We start from the raw sequence: 7,202 nt of genomic DNA, 5'->3' as shown, positions 1-7,202 counted from the left end.
ACATCGCATCGGCGCACGGCGTCATCACCGCGTTTATCACCTCCCGCACATCAGGTAACCCGCAAGTGCCGCTCGCACTGACAAATTTGGTGATGCGCTTCCCCGATCCCGATGCCGCCGCGGCCGCCGCCACCGAGATGGCCGCCGCTACTAGCCAGCTTCCCGATCCGCCGCGGTCACCGATTGACATCCATGATCAGCCCGAGGCACGCGCGTCGGCCCATGCCGCGCCTGGCGACCAAACGGAAATCGATAGTTTCGTCGCTCACGGGCTCTACGTGCTGTACCAGAACGCGCTATCCAAGAAAGAGGAGTTCGCCGATCTGGCTCCGCCGGCCGCGGAATTGATCGCAGGCACGCTGATCTCACAGCAAAATCTGATCGACCAGTTTTCGGCGACCGAGCCCGCAAAGCTGGCCGACTTGCCGCTCGACCCGACCGGAAAGCTGTTGGCCCGCACCTTGCCGACGTCGGACCAGTCGGCGGCTCTAGTGGTCGGGGTGTGGCAGCCGCGCGCGTGGTTGCACTTCGAAGACGACCCTATTGCCGCGGCCGCCTTGTATGCCGCCGCCGGTGTCGAAGTGATAGCCAAGGGTTTGACGACGGTGTATCGGACCAACAACGCCGGCGGCGCCACGCGGATGGTGGAGCACTTCACCACACACTTGGGCTCCTCGGTGAAGGTCATCGCCGGTGTGCCCGGCTTGCCATCGGCCAAATGCCTTGCCCGCCAAGGCATGGCGCCTGGGCCGACCCTGCAAGAAACGACTGCGACCTTTAGTTGCATGGCGTCTGCGGATCAGTATGCATTCGTCGCGTACTCCGCCACGGAGAAGGACGTCAGGCAGCAGATCGCCGCCCAATACCGGATCCTGGCGGGGAAGTAGCAGTGATGGGAAGACTCTGGGGGCGAATGCTCGGCGCGGCGCTGGCCGTGGCATCTGCGGTTGCGCTAGCTGGCTGCAGTGCGACGGTGGCCGGTGTGGCGGTGAGGGCGCCCGATCGCGCTGATGCCGATGGTGCGAGCGTGGCATTGCTGGACACTGGTGACTATCCGACGACCCCGGACCATGCGTTCGGAACTGCAGGTAACCCCCGCACTGGCGCGCTGTTGGAAGCTCATCGGCTCGCCGTCAACGTCGTTGGCCCATGGCAAGTCGACCCGGCCTATCAGCATGTCGCGCTGATGAACACAACGACCACATCGCCACTGCCCGAGGCCAAGTTACTGTCGCAAAACAACGTGCTGGCCGATCCGATGCCCGCCGTGGCCGCGGCGCACGGCTTCCTCACCGGCTTCTCCAGCTTCCGCAGGGCGAGCACAAAGAAGCTGCTAGTCAACGTGGTGCTGCGGTTTCCGGACAACGATTCCGCTGGCGCTGCTGCCCGTGAGATGGCAGACCAATACCCACATGCTGACGCGCCTCCGCGACCGGTGACGATCGAGCGCCACCCGGAGGCGATCGCAACTCTCTACGACTCTGCCGACGGCGGGGTCAGTGCGGCAAGCTTCACCGCACGCGGACCCTATGTGCTCGTCCAACAGCTACAGATTGAGGACCGTTACGATGCCGGAACGGCGCCCGTGCTGATCGGGTTGACACTGGACAAGCAAGAACCGTTGATCGACCAGTTCAAGCCAACGGATACCGCGAAACTGGTAGATCTGCCACGAGACCCGACGGGACAGTTGTTGGCCCGAACACTGCGCGCTCCCGACGGCAGCGCGCCGTACATGATCGGGGTCTGGGAGCCGAGCGCCTGGGTGAATTTTGAAGACGACCCCGCCAAAGCGGCAACCCTGTTCGATGTCGCCGGCGTTCAGGCCGTCGCGCAACAGCGGACGACCGTCTACCAAGCACACGACGCGACGGGGGCCGCGGAGCTAGTCAAGCAATTCGCTGCGGACATGCGCGCCACCGACGGTGCTCATCAGATCAGCGGAATCACTGGCCTACCACAGGCTCAATGCTTCGCCCGGCAGAACGCCGCCGAGTTACTCGGCGAGCCCAACCCGCCGTTGTCCGCACTGCGAGTCGCGTGGCCATTCACGTGTGTCGCGCGCGCGGATCGATATACCTTCACCGCTTTCAGCGACAACGAGACCGACGTGAAGCAGCAAATGGCCGCGCAGTATCGGATCCTCGCCGGCAAGTAACCGCCGGCGCGCCCAGTGTTTGGGTTGAATCCGCCAACAGCGGGTAATACCAGGATCAACCGACACAGGGGATCCAGTGACGTTTGATCTGACACCGACGGTGGCCCAACACGACCTGGCGCGGCGCACCCACGAATTCGCCGAGTCAGTCATACGTCCAGTCGCTCTCGACTACGACCAGAAGCAGGAGTTCCCTTGGCCGGTCCTGGAGGAGGCCGCGCAACAGGGGTTCTACAGCCCGTTGTTCTACCGCGATCTCATCGGCGACCCCACTGGCCTTTCATTACCGATGTTCATGGAGGAATTGTTTTGGGGTTGCGCCGGAATCGGTTTGGCGATCGTCATGCCAGCGCTGGCACTATCGGCCATCGGGCAAGCCGCATCTCCGGAACAGATGCTGGAGTGGGCACCGCAATGTTTCGGGACTCCCGGTGACCTCAAGCTTGCGGCGCTGGCTATCTCGGAGCCCGAAGGTGGCAGCGACGTAAGGAATCTGCGGACGCAGGCCCGCCGCGACGGCGACGACTGGGTGATCGACGGTCACAAGATGTGGATCGGCAACGGCGGTATCGCCGACGTGCATGTGGTCAACGCGGTCGTCGACGAGGAGCTCGGCCATCGTGGCCAGGGACTGTTCATCGTGCCGGGCGGCACTCCGGGTCTGGAGCTGGTCCGCAAGCTCGACAAGCTCGGCTGCCGCGCCTCGCATACCGCCGAATTACGCTTCGATGGTGTGCGCGTGCCCGGTGACAATCTGTTAGGTGGACAGGAGAAACTCGAGCACAAGCTCGCTAAAGCGCGCGAAGCTGTCGCTGGCGGAAAGCGTTCCAGCTCAGCAACATTGGGAACCTTCGAGCAAACGCGCCCGATGGTCGCCGCCCAGGCGATCGGCATCGCGCGGGCGGCGCTGGAATATGCCACCACCTACGCCACCCAGCGGGAAGCGTTCGGCGGACCGATCATCGACAACCAGGGCATCGCTTTTCCGTTGGCAGAGATCGCCACCCAGATCGAAGCGGCCAGGCTGTTGACTTGGCGAGCGTCCTGGATGGCGGCCCAAGGCATCCCGTTCGAGCGCGGCGAGGGCTCGATGTCAAAGATGGCCGCCAGCGAGGTGGCCGTCAGGGCAACCGAACGGGCCATTCAGACAATGGGAGGTTGGGGGTATATCACCGACCACCCGGTCGAGAAATGGTATCGAGATGCCAAGCTGTACACCATCTTTGAGGGTACCAGCGAAATTCAGCGGATCGTCATCTCCCAGGCGTTGGGCGCCTCCGAAGGCGCTCCGCCGCTTCACATCGAGATCGAGCCGTCGGGTGGCCCGCTGAACCGAATGTTCGGCCGCGGAACCCCGCTGCGCTCCCGTGTCGCTGATGCCGCGCTTTCAGCCAAAGACCGGGTCCCCGAGCCGGTGATGCGGCTCGCAATGAAAGTGCTGCAACCACCCCGCAAGTGAGCCACGAGGAACCCAGATGACCACAGATAAGACCGGGGCCGAAACCACCGTCAGCGCCTCGGACGGGAAGTACATCATCGCCGTAGAGGGCCAAACCGTTGGACTCGCCGCCGTCGCTGATCGCGACAACAAGAGGGTTTTCTACCACACCGAGGTGGACGATCAATTCGAAGGACGCGGCTTGGCAAGCATATTGGTGGGGGAGGCGCTCCAAGCCACCCGCGCCGACGGCAAACACATTGTCGCCGTCTGCCCGATGGTGGCCGCCTTCATCAAGAAACACCAGGAGTTCCGCGACATCACCGATCCGGTCACGCCGGAGATACTGCGGTGGGCCCAGACGCTGTAGCCCCCGACGGCAAAAGTTCGTGCGGTGCTGCCAACCGTTCAGAACTTAGACTGAGCCCACTGCGGTTTGTCGGCCGCATAATCGAAAGTATCAAAGGGGTAAGGGTCGTGAAGCTGGCCGAAGCTTTGTCGCTGCGCGCAAATTCGGTACGCCGGATCGAGCAGCTACGCAGTCGCATCGTTACCAATGCTCGCTATCAGGAGGGCGAGGACCCTGCTGAGGACGCCGCCGCGCTGCTTGCCGAAGCCGACGAGATGCTCGTTCAGTACGAAACTCTTATCCGGCGGATCAACCGCACCAACGCCGCCACGTCGATCGGCGCGGACGGCACGCTGACCGACGCGCTGGCCCGCCGAGACGCGTTGCGGCTGCGTCACTCGGTGCTCACCGCGGCGGCAGATGCCGCCGTGGGCAATAACCAATCCGGGTACGCGCGTCAACTGCGGTCCGAATTGAAAATGCTTTCGGCGCTGCCTGTTTCGGAGCTGCGCGCACGCGCCGATGGAGTCGCGCGCGAGTGGCGTGACCTCGACGTGCGCATCCAGCGCTCCAACTGGGAGGTAGATCTGCTGGACTGATAGACCGAGGTGGCGCAGGTAGTCGTCGCGGAAGCGTGCACAAGCCCAGCCGGCGGGGCAAACGCCGGTCTCCTGGCGCACGAAGGGCAGTGCAAGGGTTCGACTCCCTTTTCACAGGGCAGCCCAGCAAAGCGCACAGTTGACGGGGCACGGCGCACAGCACATCACCACGTGCAGGTTCGTGACGACGAGGGTGGGCAAGGGGCACACACCTTCGGTCAACTAGCCGGCGCCTTTGCCATTGTCGACCCGATAGACGGCGCCGTGGACTGCCGCCGCGTCGTCGCTGGCAAGGAACGCAATAACATTCGCAACGTCAAGGGGCGCCATCATGCCGCGCGGTGAGGCTGTGCGCATGATCAGGTCGTAGTTCGGGTTGTCCGGCGCACTGAACTGTTCGATTTGCGGTGTGAGCATGCCGCCCGGACATATTGCATTGACCCGCAAGCGATCCGCGGTGTACTCAACCGCCAAAGCACGCGTCAGCCCGATCAGCCCATGCTTGGCAGCACAGTAGCCTGCCGAATAGGCCTGCCCTTCGACGCCGGCAATGGAGCTGACATTCACGATGTTGCCGCCTCGCTCGAGCAGATAGGGGAGTGCGGCCCTACAGAGGTAAAACGGCCCGTTCAGGTTGACCGCGAGATCGTCTGCCCAATCGTCGTCGGTCATCGACTCCGTCCGGCGCATCTGGTGTCGCCCGGCGATGTTGACCAGGACGTCTAGCCCGCCGCACTCGCGGACGCACTGCTCGACCGCGTCCCGGCAAGCCTGCGCCAAACCAACGTCCACTGACGCGTATGAACCCCGTTCCACGTCGGCGAAGACCCCGGCCAAGCGCCCGGTATCCCGGCCGATGCCGAAGACTATCGCGCCCGAACGGGCAAGCAGCCGGGCCGTCTGCGCCCCCAGGCCCGACGACGCGCCGGTCACCAATGCGACTTTGTCTTGCAATCCAGCCATACCGTTTCCCGTTCTCGCCTAGGTTCGCGTCCGCGCAACGCTACCCAGCAGGAGTCCAACGGGCGCAATAAGTCTCAGCTTCGACCTGTGCAAAGCGTCGGTGAACACGCGCTCGGGCCGAAAACTGTGCCGGATTCGGCGCGCGGACAGCACCACCAGCAGGCTGATCACCAGCCTCCCCAGCGCGATTCGACTCGTTCGTTTCTTCCAGGTTGACCGCGTCGAGCCCACCCGCCGGCCGCAGTAGTAGCCGAGGCAACTTGCCGCCGCGAGCGCGGCGATTGCCGCAAGCACCGTCATGGTGGACAGCGTTCTTGGTCACCGTCGCGACGAGGTCACACGCGAGATACACCTCGGCATTAACTGCGACCGCCAGTCGCCGGTGAAGTGACTCGACTCAATTTTGTGGGCGAAGGGGGACTTGAACCCCCACGTCCCGAAGGACACTGGCACCTGAAGCCAGCGCGTCTGCCATTCCGCCACTCGCCCTGAACAGTCGGTGGAGCCTACCACTGTAATGGCCCGTGTCCCCAACCACGCTGACGCCCTGAGGGTGCTCCGCGGCGTCGTGGGCGAGGCCGCCGAACCCATACCTGACCTGGCTCGATGCGATTCTCAGAATTCTGCAAGTGCCGCTGCGATGCGCTGGCCCGATACCATGCTGGAGTACGACACGCGTGATGCGACACGCCGGAGGCATCGTCCGCCGTGCGGCACCGATAGATGAGGACTGAGGCGGGCGCTTGGAAATGGGCAGCCAGAAGGGGCTAGTTCAACGCATCGAGCGCAAACTTGAGGTCACCGTCGGCGATGCCTTTGCCCGGGTGTTCGGTGGTGCGATCGTCCCCCAAGAAGTAGAAGCCCTGCTGCGCAGGGAGGCGGCCGACGGAATCCGTGCTCTTCAAGGCGATCGGCTTTTGGCTCCCAACGAATACATCATTACCCTCGGTATGCACGACTATCAGAAAGTGGGCGCCGACCAGGACCTCACTTCAGAAGCTTTCGCTAAGCACTTGGCGGGATACATCGGCGAACAGGGGTGGCAAACATATGGTGACGTGGTTGTCCGGTTCGAGCAGTCGGCGAACCTCCATACCGGCCAGTTCCGCGCCCGCGGTGCTGTCAACCCCGATGTCGCGCCCCGCCCGACGGCTAGCGAGCCCGCCGCGCCACAATCAGATCATGCGTTCAACGCAGAACCAGGAGTACCACCGATGACCGACAATTCGAGCTACCGCGGCGGCCAGGGGCAGGGGCGGCCCGGCGATGACTACTACGACGAGCATTACGGGCATCCGCAGGACGACCCGCGCGGTGCCCAGGACCCCCGGGGTGGTTATCCACCCGAACCGGCCGGCTACCCCGACCAGCAAGGTTATCCACCACCGCCGCCCGGCCAAGGGGGCTACCCCGCGCAAGGCGGCTACCCGGATCAGCGCGGCGGCTACCCCGACCAAGGCGGCTACCCCGACCACCGCGGCGGCCCCGACCAAGGCGGCTACCCCGACCAGCGCGGCGGCCCCGACCAAGGCGGCTACCCCGACCCGCGCGGCGGCTACCCCGACCAAGGCGGCTACCCCGACCAGCGCGGCGGCTACCCCGACCAAGGCGGCTACCCCGACCAGCGCGGCGGCTACCCCCACCAAGGCGGCTACCCCGACCAGCGCGGCGGCTACCCCGACCAAGGCGGCTACC

The 7,202-nt window shown here is 64.4% G+C and carries 7 protein-coding genes and 1 tRNA gene; 6 read left to right on the top strand and 2 right to left on the bottom strand.

The features are described from left to right. The 5 genes from WBF82_RS15815 to WBF82_RS15795 form a co-directional block, all read left to right on the top strand. Positions 1 to 887: DUF7373 family lipoprotein (locus WBF82_RS15815; protein ID WP_424383932.1), on the top strand; the 887-nt coding region annotated here is incomplete at its 5' end. Between the two features lie 5 nt (positions 888 to 892). After that, a complete protein-coding gene (locus WBF82_RS15810; protein WP_424383931.1) occupies positions 893 to 2,158 on the top strand; it encodes a DUF7373 family lipoprotein in 1,266 nt (421 codons plus the stop codon). Positions 2,159 to 2,234: 76 nt separating this feature from the next. Next, complete coding sequence (locus WBF82_RS15805; protein ID WP_424383930.1) at positions 2,235 to 3,617, top strand: acyl-CoA dehydrogenase family protein; 1,383 nt, start codon at positions 2,235 to 2,237, stop codon at positions 3,615 to 3,617. 16 nt (positions 3,618 to 3,633) lie between these two features. Continuing rightward, entirely contained in the window at positions 3,634 to 3,966 is a 333-nt protein-coding gene (locus tag WBF82_RS15800) for a GNAT family N-acetyltransferase (RefSeq protein WP_424383929.1), read from the top strand. 107 nt (positions 3,967 to 4,073) lie between these two features. Next, a complete protein-coding gene (locus WBF82_RS15795) occupies positions 4,074 to 4,544 on the top strand; it encodes a DIP1984 family protein (protein WP_424383928.1) in 471 nt (156 codons plus the stop codon). A gap of 222 nt (positions 4,545 to 4,766) precedes the next feature. Here the strand turns inward: WBF82_RS15795 and WBF82_RS15790 are convergent, their stop codons facing one another. Further along, complete coding sequence (locus WBF82_RS15790) at positions 4,767 to 5,507, bottom strand: SDR family NAD(P)-dependent oxidoreductase (RefSeq protein ID WP_424383927.1); 741 nt, start codon at positions 5,505 to 5,507, stop codon at positions 4,767 to 4,769. Between the two features lie 406 nt (positions 5,508 to 5,913). Further along, positions 5,914 to 5,996: transfer RNA gene (locus tag WBF82_RS15785), tRNA-Leu, on the bottom strand. Positions 5,997 to 6,256: 260 nt separating this feature from the next. Between WBF82_RS15785 and WBF82_RS15780 the strand changes: the two genes are divergently transcribed. Next, the coding region (locus WBF82_RS15780) for an FhaA domain-containing protein (protein ID WP_424383926.1) at positions 6,257 to 7,202 on the top strand (946 nt) is incomplete at its 3' end.

This window comes from Mycobacterium sp. (assembly GCF_049673265.1).
In the GTDB taxonomy this organism is placed as follows: Bacteria; Actinomycetota; Actinomycetes; order Mycobacteriales; family Mycobacteriaceae; genus Mycobacterium.
The sequence above is the reverse complement of the archived record's forward strand: the minus strand, read 5'-3'. Positions and strand labels throughout refer to the sequence as shown.